Below are 19,355 nucleotides of genomic sequence, written 5' to 3'. Positions count from 1 at the left end.
ATCGTAGCAACACGCATCACGAAGGACTCAACACGTGCTGAACAGTGCGCTGTCCTAAAAAGTCAGGCCGAGGCTCTAAACCGTATTTTGGGGCTTGCAGCGCATTTTCTACACTGTTGTACACCATAAACAGATTAGAGCGAGCCCAAGGGCTGATATTGTTTGCAGAGCCATGAATAGTATTGCAATCAAAAAAGATGACGGATCCGGCTTTAGCTTGCACCGTCTCTAAACCCCCTTGATCGACCAACTGAGTCAAATGGTCTTGGCTGGGCACACCATACTCTTGTTTTTTCAAGGACTGCTTGTGGTGTTGTTCTGGCGTTTCACCTAGACACGGCACAAAGTACCGATGGGAACCCGGCACCAGCATTAAAGAGCCATTACTGGCATTGTTATCAGTTAGCAACACAGAGCAACTCAAGGCGCGCATGGCGGGCATACCGTCTTCTACGTGCCATGTTTCAAAATCCGAATGCCAATAAAAGGCTTTACCGGTAAAACCCGGCTTAAAATTAGCACGGGTTTGATGCATGTATACATCCGAGCCAAGAATTTGACATGCTACATTCAGTAAACGTGGGTCTTGTACCAACTGCTGTACCAAGGCACTGTGCTCATGCACTTTGAATAATGAGCGAATAGCATCACTACCAGGTTCAGTGATCGTTCCAGGCTGACCGACTAGCTCTTGGTTTTGCAATAGGCGGTGTAACTCATCCGCATAGGTTTGTACCTCGGCCGGGTCAAACACATCATGCATGACGAGAAAACCGTTTTCTTCATAACTACGTAACTGTTCGGCGCTCAACGCTTTGGCATAGGTTCCTCGTGCATAGACTACGGGCTCAACACGAGGAATTAATGCCATAGGCGTTGCTACGCGAGACGGATAGTAATCGGTAGCAACTGTCATAGATAAATCTCCTAACTTACGTCTGCAGGATAAACTCCCTCTTCATCATGAACTTCCAACCCACTTAATGGCGGGTTAAAGACACAAATCACACGTAACGGTTTTTCACCACCTCGTAGGTAATGCTCGTCATGCTCATCTAAGGCATAGACGACTCCAGGTCCGAGTGCATATTTTTTACCATCGGCTACGGTCTCTATTTCCCCGTCGCCTTCTACACACCATACCGCTTCAAGGTGGTTTTGGTAATGGATATGAGTCTCTGTTCCAGGAAAAATCACCGTTTCATGAAAAGAAAAACCCATGCCGTCTTTTTTAAGTAGAACTCGACGACTAACCCAGTTGTCGGTACGGACTTCGTGTTCAGTTCCAATTACGTCTTTTACATTACGTACGATCATTAGCTTGCTCCGAGTTTAAGAATTTTTGCTGTTTGCGGTGTCTGTGCCATGACTTCAGCAACACTTTGCTCTAGGATGTGCAGCCCTTTTTTCAAGTGCTCTGTCTCAATGGTCAATGCAGGTAAAAGTTTTACCACTTCATCTTGAGCGCCAGAGGTTTCAATGACCAAGCCTTTTTCAAACGCGCGGCTTGCAATTTGTGCCGCCACGTCGGAACCGGCTGGGCTCACCAAGCCCTGAATTAAGCCACGACCTCGGACACTGAGTCCTGACCCAGGATAGCTATGCACAATATTCTCTAGCCAATCACGTACGATGCTTTCTTTTTGTTGGATTTGTTTGCTGAACTCAGCATTAGCCCAATACTCGTCTAATGCAGCCGTTGCCGTCACAAAAGCTAGGTTATTACCACGGAAAGTACCGTTATGGGCGCTCGGCTTCCAGATATCTAACTCAGGTTTCATCAATACCAGTGACATGGGCAGACCATAACCTGACAAGGATTTAGATAGGGTAATGATGTCTGGCTGAATACCGAATTTCTCAAAGCTGAAAAAGGTTCCGGTACGACCGCAACCTACTTGAATGTCGTCAACGATCATTAACATACCGTGAGCTTTACATAACTGCTGAAGCGCTTTTAACCAGCGGGCCGTGGCAACGTTTACGCCCCCTTCGCCTTGAATGGTTTCTACAATCACGGCAGCTGGCTTATCTAAACCGCTGCTTGGATCGTCTAAAAGACGCTCTAGGTAGCTAATGGTATCGACATCAGGCCCCATGTAGCCGTCATAAGGCATAAAGGTCGTGTTCTGAAGCTGAATGCCTGCTGCGTCTCTAAACTTTTTATTTGCCGTTGCTGCTAGAGCGCCGCAACTCACCCCATGGAAACCATGGGTAAATGAAATTACATTTTGCCGCCCAGTTACTTGACGTGCTAATTTTAGTGCTGCCTCAACCGCATTGGTACCGGTAGGGCCAGTGAACTGCAAGGTGTAATTCCAATTACGCGGCTTGAATAAGTGTTTATCCACTGCCTCTAGAAACTCTTTTTTTGCTGAGGTGGCCATATCTAAACCATGCACCACTCCATCGCTTTCCACATATTCAATGAGTTTTTGCTTGAACACTTCATTGTTGTGGCCATAGTTTAAGGTTCCTGCCCCGCTAAAAAAGTCGATGTAATCTTTACCTGATTCATCACGCAATAAGGAGCCCTTAGCGTAAGTAAACAGTACAGGGAAGGAACGGATATAGCCACGCACTTGTGATTCCATGCGTTCGAATATTTTTAAATCTGACATGATTTTCTCCTCGTTGTTATAACAAGTTTGTCGTCAAAGGGCCGATACGCAGTAACGGCTCCACTTGCGGTTTTACAAAATGCTCTGCAATTAAAAAGTCAAGCTCTGTCAGCTGTGCTTGATGGCGCTGAGCTAGTTTTTCAAACAGGCGTCGCGATGAGCTATTGTCTGGGTCTACGGTAGTCTCAATGAACCTAATGTCCTCTAAGCCTTCCCGATCCAATAGCGCATCTAGCATTTTTTGTGCCACACCACGACCACGCATGGTCGCGTGTACAGCGACTTGCCAAATGAATAATGTCTGTTTTTTCTGGGGATGTCGGTAGGCCGATATAAAGCCTACGAGTTGATCTGCATCGTAAGCAACGATGCACGTTTGAGCGAAATGTGTACTTAACAGTAAATACACATAATTCGAATTGAGATCTAACGGAGGGCACGCTTGAACGAGTTCATAAATAGCGGCCCCATCGTTGATGGTTGGCTGGTGGAATCGCAGCGGGTCTTCGTCGCTGCTTTCCGTGTTCGTTGTGTTTGTCTCTGTTTTTGTAATGGTCAAACCACTAAACCCGATTCCGGTGGTACAGCGCCTTCGGGTATCTCCAATAAAGCAGATACAGATTGGTCGGCTTCCATTTCTGCATCTGAGTCAATCAAGGCCACCACTCGCTCTAAGGCCGTAGTAATTTGCTTTTGTTCTTGCTCAGAAAGCTGCTGTAAAGCTTCGCTTAGCTTTTGCTGTAGCGGTGATGGTGTACTTTGGGCTAATTCTTTACCTGCTGTGGTAGCAGACACATACACAATACGACGGTCTTCACGACTGCGTTCACGTTGAACTAGGTTTTTGTCTTCGAGTCGATCTAAGATACCGACCACCGTGCTTGGACTGACGTGCATTTCACGGCTAATCATGGTGGCAGTTAAAGGACCTTTTTCTATAACGGTGCGCAAGCAGACCAACTGAGGGGCTGTAATATTGCTACCCGCCGACAGCTGTCGAGAGTGCAACGCAATAGAGCGTGTGATACGACGTAATGCACGCAATATGCGTAAATCATATTGATCCTGTGTTTTCATTTAGCTTTCATATTCCACATCAAGCAAATAATCATTTCAACTGAAATCATATCCATTGAAATGAGTATTGTCAAATAAAGAAAAGGCCGCTAGTGCGGCCCCCCATCATTCAGTTTTAGCCTTTACTATGCTGTACCACCAACGGTAAGCCCATCAATTCGGATAGAAGGCATGCCCACCCCCACAGGAACGCTTTGCCCATCTTTACCGCAGGTCCCTACACCGGAGTCTAAAGCCATATTATTAGCAATCATTGAAACTTGATTCATGGCCTCGATGCCAGAACCAATGAGTGTCGCCCCCTTTACAGGGTGAACCAATTTCCCATTTTCAATGAGCCAAGCCTCGGAAGCAGAAAACACAAACTTTCCGCTGGTGATATCGACTTGACCACCCCCAAAGTTAGCAGCATAAATGCCTTTTTTTACTGAAGCAATTAACTCATCAGGATGATGAGAACCATTTAACATATATGTATTTGTCATACGCGGCATGGGTAAATACGCATAGGACTCGCGACGGCCATTACCCGTTACGGGCATATTCATTAAGCGTGCGTTCAACATGTCTTGCATGTAACCGGTCAAAATGCCGTCCTCAATCAACACATTGTGTTGGGTTGGGTTGCCTTCATCATCGATATTTAACGACCCACGACGATCGGTTAAGGTGCCATCATCAATGACGGTGACGCCTTTAGAGGCCACCTGCTCGCCAATACGATCACTAAATACGCTTGACCCTTTACGGTTAAAGTCGCCCTCTAAGCCATGTCCCACTGCCTCGTGCAAAAGAATCCCTGGCCAGCCTGCCCCAAGGACGACGGGCATTTCACCAGCTGGTGCGGGTTTGGCCTCGAGATTAATCAAGGCTTGATCGACCGCCTGATCCACATAGTTTTGTAAAAGAGCATCATCAAAATAGCCTAGATCAAAACGACCGCCCCCGCCCGAGCTGCCACTTTCGCGTCGCCCAGCACGCTCTGCTATCACTGTAATAGATAAACGCACTAAGGGACGAACATCAGCCGCTAAACGGCCATCGCTACCAGCCACTAATACCGTATCGCACGTGGCGCCCAAACTGGCCATCACCTGAATGACCTGAGGGTCTTTAGCTCGAGCCATGCGTTCAACTTTTTCAAGCAATGCGACTTTTTCTGGTGCGGTTAGACTATCTAGGGGGTCATTAGGTACATAAAGCAACGGTCTTGTGCTAGGTCGCGCATTGAGCAACGGTATTTGCCCCTGCTGGCCTTGGCGAGCAATGCTGCGCACAGCATGGGCAGCGTTTAGCAAAGCCTCTTGACTTAAGATATCAGAATACGAGAAAGCTGTCTTTTCACCACTAATAGCGCGTACGCCTACCCCTTGTTCAATATTAAAACTGCCTGTTTTAACAATGCCTTCCTCGAGGCTCCAGGCCTCGCTACGCGAATATTGAAAATACAAATCGGCATAGTCCACTCGATGGGTAAAAATCTCAGCCAAACTGTGTTGTAAATCGTGCTCGGTCACGCCCCATGGGGTTAATAAAACCGATTTGGCTGTGCTCAATGCATCCAAAGCCGATGGACTTGTCATCATCTACAATCCTTAAATTACTCAAACAAAGCGGCGATGCGTAAGTGCAGGCAAGCCTGAGCGCACTTCACTTAATCGCTTCTTTTCTATTATGCCATTGACCACCCCTTCGCCTGTGGTCAAATTATCGATTACTACACCCCAAGGGTCGATGAGTTGGGTATGCCCCCATGTTTGACGCCCATTTGGGTGAACCCCGCCTTGGGCTGGTGCCAAAACATAGCATTGGTTTTCTATGGCTCGGGCACGTAGTAAGAGGTCCCAATGTGCTTGACCTGTCGTGTAGGTAAAAGCCGCGGGCAATACTAAAAGATCTATCGGGCCCATTGCCCTAAAAAGCTCTGGAAAACGTAAGTCATAACAAATACCCAAACCGACTTTAAACCCTTGTATGTCAACCACTGTAGGAATTAAATTTCCTGCTTGAATGGTTTGTGCTTCGTCATAGTGCTCGGTTTCGCTTTGGAAGCTGAAGAGATGAATTTTGTCATAACGTGCTATGCACTGACCGGCGGGGTCAAAAACTAATGTGCTGTTGTAATAACGCGTAGTATCTGGCGCCTGTAAACCCAGGGTACCACCAATCAAACACACCCCATGTAACGCCGCCTGTTCAGATAAAAACTGTTGGATGGGGCCATGACCAAATTCTTCTATTAGTGCTTGCTTTTGTGTTTCTGTATTTCCCAAAAAGCAAAAGTATTCCGGTAAAGCAATAATTTCCGCTTTGGAAAGAGCGGCTTGTGCAATCCAATACGCTGCAGCCCTTAAATTTTCGCTTAGATATGGACCAGAAACCATTTGAATAGCGGCTAGCTTTATTCGTTTATTATCAGGATAACTCATCATTATGCTTCCACCATGATCTTTACTTACGCTATTTTTGTTAATACATTTTATTCTTTTATAAAAAGCGTTAGAATCTATTTGTAAGAGTTGGCTCTTACATTAATATAAAATAGTTAAATAACTAAACACACAAACACAGGAAAAGACAATGCCCCAAGAAAACTTCTTAAGTGAAAAACAGCAGCTTGAAAAACAAATACAAAAACTCCAACGTAAAATGCGTACCCTGCACACACGCCAACGCCGTCCTGTTATCAACTCAATTATTAAATCCATGCAAGAGTACGGCATTACCCCAGAGGAAATCACCCAAGCTTTCGATCGCCGTCAAAAACGTGGTGCTACAACGAGTTCTACCCCAGCTCGTTTCCAAAACCCCGAAACAGGCGAAACCTGGACAGGTCGTGGTCGCCCACCCCGCTGGATTGTTGACGCTGAAGCCCAAGGTAAAAATCGTGATGATTTCTTAATTAAGTAAATCGTTTAGGTAAACGGTCAATTAACGCGCTGCTCCACCCAAAGAGCAGCGCGTTTTTTATTATTTAACCTCTACGTATTGCACCTTGCCATTCATTCCAGGAAAATTAGTAAAAGCCGCTTTAGCCAACAAAGGTATAACAGATACTAAGTTATCGTCATCACTTTTATTAATAGCTGTCACTTTAAATACTTCTTTCATTCCCGATTCACGGTCTTTAATTACAACTGATAACGTATTGTTGTATACATTAACGGGAACAGAAACGTATTGGGGTGTGGGATAATACATACCTCCGAAATGCATCGAACCGAAACCCGCCCATATGCCCGTAGAGAACGGTCCGCCATAGAAAAATGGATCATAGGGGTCACTATAACGCTCTACCCATTCTTGTTGTACCGGATTGCCATAGTCAACCTCGACAGCTAAACGGCTTTCATCCCCCCCTTCGACCAAGCCAGCCGCACCCATAGCTATACGCACAGAGTCAGCAACCGATTGAAATTCCAAGCTATTTTTTTGCTCTGCATTGGCTACAATTTGATAACGAGCCTGATACAGCTCGGTAGGCCATTGTTGAAACGTCGTGACTTTTGCTGACCAAGAGCTCGCACACCCAGAAAGCAACAGCACCAATGCACTCAGCCAGAAATAGCTAAGGCTTTTATAGTGAAACTTTGTCTTAGCTACACGCATACCAACTCCTTTATTTACGTGAAAAGACTACAATAAATATATTAATCTTTTTTCTTTTTTATCTCTTGCCAATTAGCCGATGACTCCCACCATCTTAAGAAAAAACTACACTCCTTACGCTTACCAGATCCCGCATTTACACTTGCACTTTGATTTAGGTCTACAGCGTACTCGCATCCATAGTCGCTTTATTGTCCATACCGACACGCCTGGCGCCCCCTTAGTATTAGATGGTGAGGACTTACATCTCTTACGCATTCAGGTCGATGGTCAAGTGTTAGCGGATTCCGACTACTTACTTAGTCCCACTACTCTACATATACCCCTAAGCCAACCCACACACACCATTGAAATTGAAAACTATTGTGAACCGGCCCAAAACACGAGCTTAATGGGGTTATACCAATCGGGGCAGCACTTATTTACCCAATGTGAGGCCGAAGGCTTTAGAAAAATCACATGGTTTGCCGACCGGCCTGATGTGCTAAGCCGATACACAGTGCATTTAGTCGGCGATAAACAGCTGTTCCCCTATTTGCTCTCTAATGGCAATCTTATCCATAGTGCTGAGCTAAGCCCCACGCGCCATGAGGCAATTTGGGAAGACCCTTTTGCCAAACCGTCTTATTTATTTGCAGTCGTAGCTGGTGATTTTGATTGCCGCGAGCAACACATACATACCGCTTCAGGGCGCCAGGTTCTGTTGCAAATTTACAGTGATAAGGGCGATTACGATAAAACCGAATGGGCCATGCAAAGCTTAATTAACGCCTTGCGTTGGGATGAGCAGCGTTTTGGTTTAGAGCTTGATTTAGATCGTTACATGGTGGTGTCAGCGGCTGATTTCAATATGGGGGCAATGGAAAACAAAGGGCTCAATGTGTTTAACGCGGCCTATGTTTTGGCGCAACCGCAAAGTACAACTGATCAAAGCTACCGCGATATTGAAGCCGTCATTGGTCATGAATACTTTCATAACTGGACAGGCAATCGAGTCACCTGCCGTGATTGGTTTCAGCTCTCACTCAAAGAGGGCCTAACTGTTTTTAGAGACCAAGAATTTAGCGCCGATATGCTGGCAGCAGGCCTAGACGGTGCCGCCGCCCAAAGTGCACGCGCGGTAAAACGCATCGATGATGTCAATGTCTTGCATTTAGCCCAGTTCCCCGAGGACGCTGGCCCCATGGCGCACCCTATACGGCCCAATAGTTACGAGGAAATTAGCAATTTCTATACCGCCACCATCTACGAGAAAGGGGCTGAAGTCATCCGCATGTTTCACACTCTGTTAGGCGAAAGCGGGTTTCAAGCAGCATTAAAAACGTATTTTACTCAGTTTGATAGCCAAGCTGTCACTTGCGACGATTTTATGGCGTGCATGGATCAACAATACCAGTCGCAGTTCCCCGGCCAAACCTTGGCTGCTTTTGCAGGGTGGTACGAGCAAGCCGGTACGCCACGTTTAGGGGTACAACTGCACTACGATGCTGCCTTGCAAACAGCAACCTTGACCATTCACCAACACAACCCGCCCGTTGGGATTGAGCTTTTAACACAGCCCTTGGCCCCTAAGCCCGCTTTATTAATGCCGTTGACACTGGGCTTTTTAAATACGCACGGTGCACCTCTTAAAGTGATGCACGAACAAAAAACAGCAAACCAATTCACTTTGCGTATTGACCAAGCCCAGCAACAATTTGTGTTTGAGCAGGTGACCGAAGCACCAGTTCTATCACTGTTACGCGACTTTTCTGCCCCAGTACATCTTGATTATGAACGCCCCCTTGATGAGCTCATTGTACTAGCTCATCATGATGACAATGCTTTTAGTCGGTGGCATGCCATTCAAAATCTGGCGCAACGTTGCCTGCTAACTGACGATGCAACTGAAAGCGCGCCATTGCAACACGCTCTACTTCAGGTATGGACGCGTTTACTCGAAGACACCGACTTATCCAGTGCCTATTTAAGTCGTGCCTTACGCTTACCTAGCGTGCGGCAGCTGCTTACACAAATGCGCCCCATAGCACCTGATGTGTTGGTACGACGTCATCAAAACCTTGAGTACGCGCTCGCGCAACAGCTCAGTCATGCTTGGGCCACTTTATACGAACGCTTACTTAGCCAAACCCCCTCGGCTTATTCTCCTCATGCAACCGAAGCTGGGGATCGCGCTTTAAAAAACCTAGCGCTGCAACAGCTTGTTATGGCTCAGCACCCACACGCTTTAGCGTGGGCCCAAGCCCAATACCATTCTGCCACCAATATGACAGACCAATGGGGCGCGTTAACAGCTCTCGTGCATTATGGTCCTGCTGAACAGCGTCAAGCAGTGTTAAACGACTTTTATGCTACGTGGCACTCTAATGCGTTGGTATTGGATCGCTGGTTTAGCATTCAAGCAAATGCCCCCTACTTCGACGTCAATCAGGCCATTGCTCTTAGCCAGCACCCTGACTTTACTTTACGTAACCCAAACCGGGCGCGTGCATTGATCTTTCAGTTCTGCACGAATAACATGACGCAAGTACACTGCCCATCTGGTTATGATTTTTGGTACAACCATGTCGTGGCTCTGGATGCGCTCAACCCAGAAATTTCTGCCCGCTTATGCCGAGCCTTTGATAACTGGTCCCATTATGCCGAGCCATTCCGTTCGGAACTAAAACAGCGTTTCGAGCGTTTGCAGCAACACTCTCAGCTCTCTCCTAACGTTAAAGAAATCGTTCAAAAAGCTCTCACTATTAAATAACGTCATGCACTTAAAGAAAAACCTTACTCATTATTTAGTTGAACAACAGCGCGAACACCATGTCGTCACCGCTGATGTACGTCTACTCATCGAAACGGTGGCACGCGCGTGTAAAGCCATTGGCCATGCAGTTAGCAAGGGCGCTTTAGGTGGTGTACTAGGTAGCCTAGACAGTGAAAACGTCCAAGGCGAAGTACAAAAAAAGCTAGATGTCATTTCAAATGAAATTTTGCTTGAGGCCAATGAATGGGGCGGCAACTTAGCTGCCATGGCGTCCGAGGAAATGGACACCATCCATCGCATTCCCAGCCATTACCCTAAGGGTAAAAATTTATTGTTATTTGATCCTTTAGATGGTTCGTCAAACATTGACGTCAACGTTTCTATTGGAACGATTTTCTCGGTATTGCAACTGCCCGAAGAAGCTCACAGCCGCACCATTGAGGAAAAAGACTTTATGCAACCGGGCGTGCAACAGGTGGCAGCAGGCTATGCCGTGTATGGCCCACAAACTATGTTGATCCTAACCGTGGGTTCAGGCGTAGTAGGCTTTACATTAGACCGTGAAACCGGCTCGTGGGTGTTAACGCATCCTGCGATTACGATTCCTGAAGACACGGCAGAATTTGCCATTAACATGTCAAATCAACGCCATTGGGAAGCCCCCATCAGTCGTTATATTGACGAGTGCTTGCAAGGCCAAGACGGGCCGTTAGGAAAAAATTACAATATGCGTTGGATTGCTTCCATGGTGGCGGATGTGCATCGTATTTTAACGCGCGGCGGTATTTTCATGTACCCACGTGATCACCGTGAATCGGTCCGTCAGGGTAAGTTACGCTTGATGTACGAGGCTAATCCCATGAGCTTTCTCGTTGAACAAGCCGGTGGTGCTGCTGTTGACGGTGCTCAGCGTATTTTAGATATCCAACCTAATGCATTGCATCAACGTGTCGGTGTGGTGTTAGGCTCTAAAAATGAAGTGGAACGCGTTCAACGTTACCACCTTGAGCACAGCGCCTCGTAACCCTACCAGACGCCTATCAAAAAAGCCGAACTCGACCAGTTCGGCTTTTTTATGGGATAGCACGCAAAACCTCGCCATTCAGGGCGGGGATGGGTCGCTACGCCAATTAATTATCTAGAGTCAAAATCGTAGCCCCAGTCGTTTGACCAGCCGCTAAGGCCTTGTGGGCCTCGCCGACTTGTTCGAGCGGAACCCGTTGTCCAATTTGGATCTTGATCTGGCCACTTTCTACCAAATCAAAGAGCTCATCGGCTGCCGTTTGCATGGCCTCTTGGGTCGCTACAAAGTTGCCTAAGATAGGACGGGTGACATATAACGAGCCTTTTTGCGCCAAAATACCTAAATTAACACCCGTTACTGGGCCAGACGCGTTCCCGTAGCTTACCATTAAGCCGCGTGGTTGCAGACAATCTAACGAGCGCTCCCAGGTTGCGGCCCCTACCCCGTCGTAGACGACCGGCACCTTGGCGCCGTCGGTTAGCTCTAGCACACGCTGTACTACGTCTTCTGTTTTATAATTAATCATGGCCCAAGCGCCATGCTGCTTGGCGAGCTCCATCTTTTCAGCGCTGGAAGCTGTACCAATTAAATTCACCCCTAAGGCCTTGGCCCATTGGCATGCAATCAGGCCGACGCCCCCTGCTGCGGCATGAAATAAGATGGTTTGCCCGGGCTCTAGGCGATATGTTTGACGAAACAAATATTGCACGGTTAGGCCTTTAAGCATCATGGCCGCGCCTTCTTCGAAACTAATGGCATCAGGGAGCTTCACCACGCGATCAGCAGGTAAGCAATGCGCCTCGGCATACGCACCGAGGGGGCCTTGACCATATGCAACGCGGTCGCCTTCTTTAACGTGTGTGACCTCTGCACCTACTGCTTCGACCACACCTGCCCCCTCAAAGCCCAGACCATGAGGAAGCGTAGAGGGATACAACCCGTCACGACAGTAAATATCAATAAAGTTCAAACCGATGGCTTTGTTACGCACCACGACCTCGTGAGCTTGAGGCTGCGGCACAGGAAGCTGCACCATTTGCATTACCTCTGGACCGCCATTTTTCTCAATTCGAATTGCTTTAATCGACGTTGACATAGATAGACTCCTGAATGCATCAAACAATAAAATTAATACAAACGCTGGCGTTGCACTAAACCTGAAATTGACTGCCCGCCTAAAAAAGCCACTGCTTTTTCATGAATATGGCGTGCGGTTGGGTAACGTAATGACACCCCTGAAATGTGGGGTGTCATCGTAATACGTGGATGCTGCCAAAACGGGTGGGTGGTAGGTAAGGGCTCTTGGTGAAATACATCCAATAATGCGCCGCTCATATGTCCACTATCAATGACCTCAAGCAAGTCTTGGTCTACCACGTGGGGGCCGCGCGCCATATTAATTAAGTAACTATCTGGCTGCAGTTTTAATAAATTTGATTTATTTAATAAGCCGGTTGTCTCGGGTGTTAAGGGCAATACATTCACTAAAATACGTGATGCCGCTAAAAAGGCATCGAATTCGTGTTCCCCCGCATAGAGTTTGGTTCCGTTTGAGTCATGACGCGCTGTGCGCACCCATGCGCTAACCGGATAGCCTAAGACCTCTAGGCTTTGCACGACCTTTTGACCTATTTGGCCATAGCCCATTACTCCAATGGGCCACTGTTCGCGGTGTACCGGACGAATCACTTTCCATGTGTTTTGTTGTTGTAGCTCGACATAAGGGGCAAAGCGTTGCGTGGCATTTAATACACCATAAATCGCGTATTCAGCCATTTGCACTGCCATACCGCCGTCCTCGACACGGTACACAGGGATCTGTTCGGGGATCACATCAAAATCTATCGCGTCTACCCCTGCGCCCATATTAAATACCGCTTTCAGTTGAGGCTGCTCGACAAATAACTGCGCATCAGGCCGCCAGACAATGGCGATATCTGCTTTGATTGCTAGACCTGGGGTCCACTCTAGCACCTGCCAGTCGGGCTGTAACTCTTGAAAAATGCGTACCCATTCTTGGCCAGACTTGGGATGCTCTACCGCTATGAACACTGTGGTCATGTTTTATTTACCCTTTTCTTAAAATGGCTTGTGAAGAAGTGCACCACGCAAACTGTTTCTTCTAACAAACACGTTCTGCCTAATTATCACGTCTATTGTTACACTAGAGCCTGTATTACACATACCACGTATCAAAACTCTGCAGCGGCAACGACTTTTCATTGTAAAATGGGCGCTCTGCATGGGTGATGCTGCTCTCGTTATACAATAGAGCCTCGCACAAAACCTAGATGCACTGCAACAGTGTAGTTCACACCAAGTACAAAGACCTGAATACACATGCCGTGCTCTTCACCTTTCCATTCATTTTTTTCTTTTGGTATTTGTTATGGCTGGTCACAGTAAATGGGCTAATATCCAACATCGCAAAGGGCGCCAAGACGCAAAGCGCTCTAAAATTTGGACAAAAATTATCCGCGAAATTACCGTAGCGGCACGCGAGGCAGGCCCCGACCCAGACTCAAACCCCCGTTTACGCTTGGCGATGGATAAAGCCACCGCAGCTAACATGCCTAAAGATAATGTCAGCCGTGCGGTACAGCGTGGTGCGGGCGGTGCCGATGACGGCAACTACGAAGAAGTTCGCTACGAAGGTTACGGAGTGGGTGGTGCTGCCGTTATTGTGGACTGTTTAACCGATAACCGTAATCGCACGGCGCCCGAAGTCCGTCACGCTTTCAGCAAACACGGTGGCAACCTTGGCGTAGACGGGTCGGTCGTTTTCCAATTTAAACATTGCGGGCAATTTATTTTCGCCCCCGGCACCAGCGAAGAAGCCGTTATGGATGCTGCCCTCGAAGCCGGTGCAGACGATATCGTTACCGACGAGGAAGGTCTCATCGAAGTCATTTGCGAGCCGACCCATTTCAGTGCTGTGAAAGCCGCTTTTGAAGCCGCTGGCCTTAACCCTGAAGTCGCCGAAGTCACCATGAAAGCCGAGAATGAAACTGAACTCGAAGGCGATGACGCCGTTACAATGCAAAAACTCCTAGACGCTCTGGAGTCACTCGATGACGTCCAAGAGGTCTACACCACGGCCGTTATGGACGAAACAGAATAATTAACACTTTTTAAGGTACACCCAACCCTCTCCATTATGAAGCTACTAGTTATCGGCGGTGGCGGCCGTGAACATGCCCTGGCATGGCGCCTCACTCAATCCCAACGCGTTGAAATGGTCTATGTGGCCCCTGGCAACGGCGGTACGGCTACTGGTGAACGTATGCAAAACGTTCCCATCACAGAGGTCTCTGAGCTCGTCAAATTTGCCCAAGACAATCAAATTGCTTTTGCCGTGGTAGGCCCCGAGGCCCCTTTAGCAGCAGGTGTTGTGGATGCGTTTCGTGCCGCCGGCTTAAAGATTTTTGGTCCTACTAAAGCCGCTGCGCAACTAGAAAGCTCCAAGGAATACGCCAAGGATTTCATGGCACGCCATCAAATTCCTTCGGCAGCTTATGCGTCTTTCACTGATCTCGAGGCCGCTAAAAGCTATATTCGCGAACACGGCGCACCTATTGTCGTCAAAGCCGATGGCTTAGCGGCGGGTAAAGGCGTTATTGTTGCCATGACCGAAGCCGAAGCCCTCGACGCCGTTGACGATATGCTGGGTGGCGGTATGTTTGGTCAAGCTGGAGCACGTGTTGTGATCGAGGAATTCCTTACCGGCGAAGAAGCCAGCTTTATTGTCATGTGCGATGGCAAACACGTGTTGCCCATGGCCACTAGCCAAGACCACAAGCGCTTAAAGGATAACGACCAAGGGCCTAATACAGGCGGGATGGGTGCGTATTCACCTGCCCCTATTGTCAGTCCTACCTTGCACAATCGCATTATGCGCGAGGTCATCAACCCCACCTTACAAGGCATGGCCAAAGAAGGTCTACCCTACACGGGTTTTCTCTACGCGGGTCTAATGATCGGCGAGGGCCCTGATGCTACCCGTCCCTTAAAAGTGCTTGAGTACAACTGTCGCCTTGGCGATCCTGAAACTCAGCCCATTATGATGCGTATCAAAAACGACTTAACAGAAGTGTTCGAGTTAGCTTTTGCATCAAAATTGGATGATGCTACGATCGATTGGGATCGCCGTACCGCTATTGGCGTCGTGATGGCTGCCGCCAACTACCCCGATGCCCCCCGTTATGGCGATGTCATTCACACTTTGCCAGCCGATACGGAAAAATGCATGATTTTCCATGCAGGCACACAGTTAGACGAGGGCGAACTTAAAACCTCAGGAGGGCGTGTACTGTGCGTTACCGCACTGGGTGAGTCCGTGCGTCGCGCCCAAGAGGCCGCTTATGCTACCGTTACCCATGTGCACTTTGATGGCAAGCAATTCCGTAGTGATATTGGTTGGCGTGCTTTACCTACCTCCGAGTCATAATGAATTCCACTATTCAACCCGTTTATGATTATTTAATTGGTCTACAACAAGACATTGTGGGCCAACTTGAAGCCATAGATGGCAACGCTTTTGCCACCGACCAATGGGAACGTGCCGAAGGTGGCGGGGGCATTTCACGCTATCTAGAAAACAGCACGGTCTTTGAGCGTGCGGCAGTTCTGTTTAGCCATGTCAAAGGCTCACAACTGCCGCCTTCTGCCAGTGCACAGCGGCCCGAGCTTGCAGGCCGCCCTTGGGAGGCCATGGGGGTCTCTTTAGTGATTCACCCCCGTAACCCCTATGTCCCCACTTCGCATATGAACGTGCGCTTATTTGTGGCGCACCCGACTCAAGACGACCAAGAGCCGGTGTTTTGGTTTGGCGGTGGTCTTGATCTCACCCCGTATTATCTTTTCGAAGACGACGCTGTGCATTTTCACCAAATGTGTGCAGATGCCCTCGCCCCATTCGGTGCAGATAAATACCCAGCTTATAAAACGTGGTGTGACCAGTACTTTTACTTGAAACACCGTGATGAAACCCGGGGTATTGGTGGCATTTTCTTTGATGACCTCAACGAAGATGGCTTTGAGCAAAGTTTTGCGCTTATGCAGTCAGTAGGCAACCATTTTGCTAAAGCCTATATGCCTATAGTGAAAGCGCGCTATCAGCTTGAGTACGGTAGTCGCGAGCGTGAATTTCAAGCCTATCGCCGCGGACGTTATGTTGAGTTTAATTTGGTTTTCGACCGAGGCACCCTGTTTGGTTTGCAATCGGGGGGTCGCACCGAATCCATTTTACTTTCTATGCCACCCATGGCTCATTGGCGCTATTGCTGGCAGCCAGAACCCGACAGTCCTGAAGCCAAACTCTACGATTACCTGAAACCCAGAGAATGGCTAAAGAACGCATAGGCTTATTGGGGGGCAGCTTCGACCCAGTTCATCTAGCGCATATTGCGTTAGCCAATGCAGCACTCTATAGCTTACAGCTCCATCAGGTGCAGTTGTTACCTGCAGCACAACCCTGGCAAAAGGAACAACTGGGTGCGCCAGCAGCGCATCGTATTGCCATGTTAGAGCTAGCTTGTGCCCCCTATTATCATTTGGTGGTGAATCCTATAGAAATTGAACGTGGCGGCCCCACATATACCTATGACACTGTCAGTCAGTTGCCCTCTGATAACGATTACTTTTGGATACTTGGTTCGGACCAACTGCAAAACTTTACGAGCTGGCATTATTGGCAGCGCATTTTAGACCACGTGCAATTAGCCGTTGCTAAGCGTCCTGATGCCTCATTACAAGCACCGGCCGAACTTCAAAACTACTTGCAGTCGCAGAACAAAGTCTTACATCATATAGACTTTGCCCCCACTTCTATTTCCGCTACGCTGATACGTGAACGGCTACAACAGCATCAGTCCGTAGCTTCGATGGTGCCTCAAACTGTGGTGCACTACATTGAACAACATCATCTCTATCAGCTATGAAAAATTTTATGAATATCGAAGATCAACTTCAACTTGTGGTGAACGCACTGGACGATGTGCGCGCCCAAGACATTAAAGCCTTTAACACCAGCAAACTTACCGGTCTATTTGATCGCGTGGTCATTGCGAGTGGTAACTCAAACCGTCAAACCAAAGCCTTAGCCGACAGTGTCGTCGATGCGGCAAAAAAGGCCGGCTTGCATGTATTAGCCTATGAAGGCGCTGAAACCGGTGAGTGGGTATTGGTCGACTTAGGCGATATTGTGGTGCATGCGATGCAACCCGCTATTCGCGACTACTATCACCTTGAGGAAATTTGGGGCGAATTCCCCGTAGAGCTTGATCTAAAAACAGATCAAATGCCTTCTTTATCTGACGATTAATTCAACGCCCTTTATGGGCGTTGCGCTTTATGAAAATACACATTATTGCGGTCGGGCAACGCATGCCTGACTGGGTTCAAACCGCATGGCTTGATTACAGTCAGCGCATGCCTGCTGATTACAGTCTAGAGCTTAAAGAAATCAAACCCGAGCCACGAACGACTGGAAAAACCGTCTCACAAATGATGGCCGCCGAGGCCAAACGCATTGAGGCGGCCATCCCTGCCCACGCGCACATCGTGGCCTTAGACGAGCTTGGACGCAACCTAACGACCATGCAGTTAGCCGATCAATTACAACAATGGCGAGATCAAAGCCAAGATCTTGCTATTATTATTGGTGGGCCAGATGGGTTGGACGCGGATTTCAAAAAGCGCTGTCCACAAAAAATACGGTTATCGGACTTGACCCTGCCTCACCCTATGGTACGGGTATTGCTTGCCGAGCAGCTTTACCGTGCCTGGTCAATTAACCACAATCACCCTTATCATCGGAGCTAATCGGTATGACACTGCGAAGAACAAAAATTGTGGCTACCTTAGGACCTGCTAGCGATAGCGCTGCCGCTATAGAACAACTGATCTTAGCGGGAATGGATGTGGCTCGTCTTAACTTTTCTCATGGTTCTGCCGACGACCACCGCACCAAAGCTCAGCTTGTGCGCGAGCTAGCACTCAAGCATGGCCGTAGTGTGGCGCTTATGGGTGACTTACAAGGGCCCAAAATTCGTATTGCTCGCTTTACAAATGGTGCGGTGCAATTACAGCCTGGGCACGCCTTTACCCTGTCTACTACCCACCCCGCAGAAGACGGAACAGAGCAAATTGTAGCGGTCGAATACCCGCCCTTAATTGATGCTTGCCAGCCAGGCGATGAGCTCTTGCTTGATGACGGCAAGATCGTTTTACAGGTACAAGCCGTCCATGATGATCGCGTAGAAACCACCGTGATCAATGGGGGCGAGCTCTCGAACAATAAAGGCGTTAATCGTCGTGGTGGGGGTATTTCCGCACCGAGCCTCACCGATAAAGACAAAAACGATATTTTACTGGCCGCAGCGCTTCAGTTGGATTATGTGGCGGTGTCTTTCCCTCGCTACGGCAAAGACATACAACAAGCTCGCGACCTTTTGCAGGCAGCGGGCTCATCCGCGTGGCTAGTCGCTAAAATAGAACGGGCTGAGGCCGTAGCAGACGATGCTGCCTTAGATGACATTATTTCGGCTAGCGATGGTGTGATGGTGGCTCGGGGCGATCTGGGTGTAGAGATTGGCGATGCTCGTTTAGTAGGTATTCAAAAGCGTATCATTTCCCATGCTCGTACGTTAAATAAGTTGGTCATTACCGCCACCCAAATGATGGAATCCATGACAACCAGCCCCGTGCCTACCCGCGCTGAGGTTTCTGACGTCGCTAATGCCGTACTGGACTACACCGACGCGGTAATGTTGTCAGGGGAAAGCGCCACCGGCCAATACCCTGTGCAAGCTATCCAAGCCATGGCCCGTATTTGCCTAGGCGCTGAAGCAGAACCCACCAGTGGGATCTCCAAGCACCGCTTAGGTGAAGTCTTTCAACGCTGCGATGACACCATTGCGTTGTCAGCCATGTACGCAGCAAACCATTTCCCTGGTATTAAAGCAATCGTAAGCTTAAGCGAAAGTGGTCGTACACCGCTTATTATGTCGCGCATTAAGTCTACCGTACCGATTTTTTGTTTTACCCGACATGCCGCAACCTTTCAACGCAGTGCATTATTTCGCGGGGTATATGGCGTCGACTTTGATGCTAGCGCCTATGCTGCTGACGCCGTCGCCCCAGCCGCTATTGATTTTTTAGTGCAACAAAACCGGCTTCAAGCAGGCGACTGGATTATCTTGACGCAAGGCACACAAAACCAACCCGGCGGCACGGACAGCATGCAAATTTTGCAGGTTTCTTGATGTAG

20 protein-coding genes are annotated in these 19,355 nt (G+C 48.3%); 10 read left to right on the top strand and 10 right to left on the bottom strand.

Annotation, left to right across the window (positions count from 1 at the left end):
* Positions 1 to 16 precede the first annotated feature (16 nt).
* From thpD to GGR41_RS00705, 7 genes are all read right to left on the bottom strand, one after another.
* Positions 17 to 916, bottom strand: a complete 900-nt coding sequence (gene thpD, locus GGR41_RS00735) for an ectoine hydroxylase (protein WP_167660217.1) — start codon at positions 914 to 916, stop codon at positions 17 to 19.
* An 11-nt stretch (positions 917 to 927) separates the two neighbouring features.
* Positions 928 to 1,317, bottom strand: a complete 390-nt coding sequence (locus GGR41_RS00730; protein WP_167660216.1) for an ectoine synthase — start codon at positions 1,315 to 1,317, stop codon at positions 928 to 930.
* Positions 1,317 to 2,621 carry a diaminobutyrate--2-oxoglutarate transaminase gene (gene ectB / locus GGR41_RS00725; RefSeq protein WP_167660215.1) on the bottom strand — a complete coding sequence of 435 codons (1,305 nt, stop codon included), beginning with the start codon at positions 2,619 to 2,621 and terminating at the stop codon, positions 1,317 to 1,319. Before ectB ends, GGR41_RS00730 begins: the two co-directional genes overlap by 1 nt.
* A 16-nt stretch (positions 2,622 to 2,637) precedes the next feature.
* On the bottom strand, positions 2,638 to 3,180 hold the full coding sequence (ectA, locus tag GGR41_RS00720; RefSeq protein WP_209279704.1) for a diaminobutyrate acetyltransferase: 543 nt from the start codon (positions 3,178 to 3,180) through the stop codon (positions 2,638 to 2,640).
* Positions 3,177 to 3,698, bottom strand: coding sequence for a MarR family winged helix-turn-helix transcriptional regulator (locus GGR41_RS00715; RefSeq protein WP_077733604.1), 522 nt, complete (start codon positions 3,696 to 3,698; stop codon positions 3,177 to 3,179). Before GGR41_RS00715 ends, ectA begins: the two co-directional genes overlap by 4 nt.
* Positions 3,699 to 3,823: 125 nt before the next feature.
* Positions 3,824 to 5,284: a metalloprotease TldD gene (tldD, locus tag GGR41_RS00710; protein WP_167660214.1), complete on the bottom strand. Its 1,461-nt coding sequence runs from the start codon at positions 5,282 to 5,284 to the stop codon at positions 3,824 to 3,826.
* An 18-nt stretch (positions 5,285 to 5,302) separates the two neighbouring features.
* Positions 5,303 to 6,130, bottom strand: coding sequence for a carbon-nitrogen hydrolase family protein (locus GGR41_RS00705; RefSeq protein WP_167660213.1), 828 nt, complete (start codon positions 6,128 to 6,130; stop codon positions 5,303 to 5,305).
* A 148-nt stretch (positions 6,131 to 6,278) separates the two neighbouring features.
* Here GGR41_RS00705 and GGR41_RS00700 point away from each other — a divergent pair, with 148 nt between their 5' ends.
* Complete coding sequence (locus GGR41_RS00700; protein WP_167660212.1) at positions 6,279 to 6,608, top strand: H-NS histone family protein; 330 nt, start codon at positions 6,279 to 6,281, stop codon at positions 6,606 to 6,608.
* Positions 6,609 to 6,668: 60 nt separating this feature from the next.
* Here GGR41_RS00700 and GGR41_RS00695 read toward each other — a convergent pair whose 3' ends face one another.
* Positions 6,669 to 7,307 carry a DUF4136 domain-containing protein gene (locus GGR41_RS00695; protein WP_167660211.1) on the bottom strand — a complete coding sequence of 213 codons (639 nt, stop codon included), beginning with the start codon at positions 7,305 to 7,307 and terminating at the stop codon, positions 6,669 to 6,671.
* 79 nt (positions 7,308 to 7,386) lie between these two features.
* Between GGR41_RS00695 and pepN the strand changes: the two genes are divergently transcribed.
* Both pepN and GGR41_RS00685 read left to right on the top strand, forming a co-directional pair.
* Complete coding sequence (pepN, locus tag GGR41_RS00690) at positions 7,387 to 10,059, top strand: aminopeptidase N (protein ID WP_167660210.1); 2,673 nt, start codon at positions 7,387 to 7,389, stop codon at positions 10,057 to 10,059.
* Positions 10,060 to 10,063: 4 nt separating this feature from the next.
* On the top strand, positions 10,064 to 11,086 hold the full coding sequence (locus GGR41_RS00685; protein ID WP_167660209.1) for a class 1 fructose-bisphosphatase: 1,023 nt from the start codon (positions 10,064 to 10,066) through the stop codon (positions 11,084 to 11,086).
* A gap of 106 nt (positions 11,087 to 11,192) precedes the next feature.
* On the opposite strand, the gene GGR41_RS00680 is transcribed toward GGR41_RS00685, so the two are convergent.
* Positions 11,193 to 12,182, bottom strand: a complete 990-nt coding sequence (locus tag GGR41_RS00680) for a quinone oxidoreductase family protein (protein ID WP_167660208.1) — start codon at positions 12,180 to 12,182, stop codon at positions 11,193 to 11,195.
* Between the two features lie 32 nt (positions 12,183 to 12,214).
* Entirely contained in the window at positions 12,215 to 13,147 is a 933-nt protein-coding gene (locus GGR41_RS00675; protein WP_167660207.1) for a 2-hydroxyacid dehydrogenase, read from the bottom strand.
* 328 nt (positions 13,148 to 13,475) lie between these two features.
* Here GGR41_RS00675 and GGR41_RS00670 point away from each other — a divergent pair, with 328 nt between their 5' ends.
* Genes GGR41_RS00670 through pyk form a run of 7 tightly spaced genes read left to right on the top strand, consistent with a single transcriptional unit; the run spans position 13,476 to position 19,350 of the window.
* Positions 13,476 to 14,207 carry a YebC/PmpR family DNA-binding transcriptional regulator gene (locus tag GGR41_RS00670; RefSeq protein ID WP_077733611.1) on the top strand — a complete coding sequence of 244 codons (732 nt, stop codon included), beginning with the start codon at positions 13,476 to 13,478 and terminating at the stop codon, positions 14,205 to 14,207.
* Between the two features lie 36 nt (positions 14,208 to 14,243).
* On the top strand, positions 14,244 to 15,533 hold the full coding sequence (gene purD, locus GGR41_RS00665; protein ID WP_167660206.1) for a phosphoribosylamine--glycine ligase: 1,290 nt from the start codon (positions 14,244 to 14,246) through the stop codon (positions 15,531 to 15,533).
* Entirely contained in the window at positions 15,533 to 16,447 is a 915-nt protein-coding gene (gene hemF, locus GGR41_RS00660) for an oxygen-dependent coproporphyrinogen oxidase (RefSeq protein ID WP_167660205.1), read from the top strand. The genes purD and hemF overlap by 1 nt, the downstream gene beginning before the upstream one ends.
* Positions 16,429 to 17,025, top strand: a complete 597-nt coding sequence (nadD, locus tag GGR41_RS00655) for a nicotinate (nicotinamide) nucleotide adenylyltransferase (RefSeq protein ID WP_167660204.1) — start codon at positions 16,429 to 16,431, stop codon at positions 17,023 to 17,025. The genes hemF and nadD overlap by 19 nt, the downstream gene beginning before the upstream one ends.
* Positions 17,022 to 17,408, top strand: coding sequence for a ribosome silencing factor (gene rsfS, locus GGR41_RS00650; protein ID WP_244951416.1), 387 nt, complete (start codon positions 17,022 to 17,024; stop codon positions 17,406 to 17,408). The genes nadD and rsfS overlap by 4 nt, the downstream gene beginning before the upstream one ends.
* A 29-nt stretch (positions 17,409 to 17,437) precedes the next feature.
* A complete protein-coding gene (rlmH, locus tag GGR41_RS00645) occupies positions 17,438 to 17,908 on the top strand; it encodes a 23S rRNA (pseudouridine(1915)-N(3))-methyltransferase RlmH (RefSeq protein WP_167660203.1) in 471 nt (156 codons plus the stop codon).
* A gap of 5 nt (positions 17,909 to 17,913) precedes the next feature.
* Positions 17,914 to 19,350, top strand: coding sequence for a pyruvate kinase (gene pyk / locus GGR41_RS00640; RefSeq protein WP_167660202.1), 1,437 nt, complete (start codon positions 17,914 to 17,916; stop codon positions 19,348 to 19,350).
* The last annotated feature ends 5 nt before the right edge of the window (positions 19,351 to 19,355 follow it).

This window comes from Paenalcaligenes hominis, assembly GCF_011927625.1.
Classification (GTDB): domain Bacteria; phylum Pseudomonadota; class Gammaproteobacteria; order Burkholderiales; family Burkholderiaceae_B; genus Paenalcaligenes; species Paenalcaligenes hominis.
This window is presented reverse-complemented; position numbering and strand designations above follow the sequence as displayed.